Source organism: Bradyrhizobium sp. P5_C11_2 (genome assembly GCF_054049755.1).
Genome location: NZ_JBFULT010000941.1, coordinates 1 through 1642 on the forward strand (window position 1 = coordinate 1; position 1642 = coordinate 1642).

Genomic DNA, 1642 nt, shown 5'->3' on the forward strand with positions numbered 1-1642 from the left:
CCTCCGTCTTGAGCCAWCGCGGCGCATATTCGGTGCAGAGGCGCTCGACGTCGACCAGCAGGCGGGCAACGCCCGTGCCCGCGGCAGGGCAATTGGTCTGGAATGCATCGCCGATGAGCACGACGCCGGGCTGGAGATGTCCTTCGACGACGGACAGATCCATCACCCAATTCCGGACCTGGTCGGTCACGCGGAAATCGCCGAGATAGGGCTGCAATCCCGGCAGCAAGCGCAGAACCGTTGCTTCCGTATCACGACGCAGCTCGCGCATGATCGGATCGGTCGGGTCGCGAAACATGAAGAGATTTGCGCGCATGCCGGCGGGCACCGGAAACAGGCTGAGATAATCGATGCCGTCCGCCGTGCGCTCGCCGTAACAGGTCAGCGCCTCGAAATCGAACGGCGCGCCATCCCGGCGGGCGATCGTGAAGCCGAACGAGACCGAATGGCGCTCGGCCAGCACCTGCCGCTTGATGCCCAACCTGTAACCGAGCACTCCCGCCATGCCGGTGGCCAGAACGACGAGGCGCGCAGTGACGTGCCGTCCGGAAGCGAGCTCGAGATGCTGCAGGTCGTCGCTGCAGCTGACCGCGGTGACCTCGTCGACGATCAGGCTGGATGGATCGGGCAGCTGACCGCGCGCCATGGCAACGAGACCGGCATAGGGAAGCCCGTAAGCCTGGCCGACGCTGACATCGATCACCCTGCCTTCCCTGATATTGAGCACGCGGTCGTATGAACAGGCGACGCTCTCGAGGCCGCGGATGAAGCCCAGCCTGCGGAACATCTCCAGCTGATGGCCGCCGATCTTCTCGACCCGAAACTCGTCCGGATAGACCGCGCGCTTGTCGATCAGGGCGACGCGATGCCCTGCCCGCGCGAGCACGGCCGCCGCGAGCGATCCCGCGAGGCCGCCGCCGACGATGGCGATGTCCGCAACGATCGCCGAAGTGCCGGCTGCGGCAATCGGTTCGGTCACGTTTCTATCCGCCGTCATGGTCAATGGCTCCCGCGGTCAACGATGGTTGCATGAGCAATTCTCTCGCCTGATGTCGCATCGCAAGACCAAACGCGATCATTTCCCGATATCTCGGTTAATGAAGCGGAGACCTGGTCATCTCCACGATGTCCGGCACGCGCCTTGCTCGGGACGCCCTGCAAATTCCGGTGTCCCGCAACTCGGCGGCCGTTCCCGGCGAACCGGTCCGCATCCAGACGGCCGATCTCGCCGTCATTGGCCATCGATGCGGCGCTCTGCCGCCGCGCGATCGGGTCGGGCTTTGCTCTATCTGGGACAATCGGGTCGGCGATGTTCCATAGTGAAGCAACCGGCCCGGCGGCGACGTCGTCGCAGCCGGCAACATCCCGGAGCACGCCCATTAACACTCGCGATTTTTCGGCGTGCTAGGCTGTCGCCCGTATCGGAACGTATCTCTTCAGGGGAGAGCTACCCCTTAATCTTCAATGATCAAATCCATCGTCCAGTTCATGCGGCGCGACGTAACGCGTGGTGTTGCCGGAACCATCCTGCTCAAGGTTGGTAGCGGCGCGCTTGCGTTTGCATTGTTCTCGCTGGCGGCACGAACGATGTCGCCCGACGGATTCGGCATCTTTGCGACCTGGCTTTCGGTCGCCCAGATGG

At 63.8% G+C, this 1642-nt stretch carries 1 protein-coding gene and 1 pseudogene; one reads left to right on the top strand and one right to left on the bottom strand.

The window, feature by feature from the left end; genetic code table 11:
- The coding region (locus tag ACXJL8_RS40525) for an FAD-dependent oxidoreductase (RefSeq protein ID WP_456686974.1) at window positions 1-997 on the bottom strand (997 nt) is incomplete at its 3' end.
- A gap of 467 nt (window positions 998-1464) precedes the next feature.
- Between ACXJL8_RS40525 and ACXJL8_RS40530 the strand changes: the two are divergent.
- Window positions 1465-1642, top strand: a pseudogene (locus ACXJL8_RS40530) (lipopolysaccharide biosynthesis protein); the annotation flags it as partial.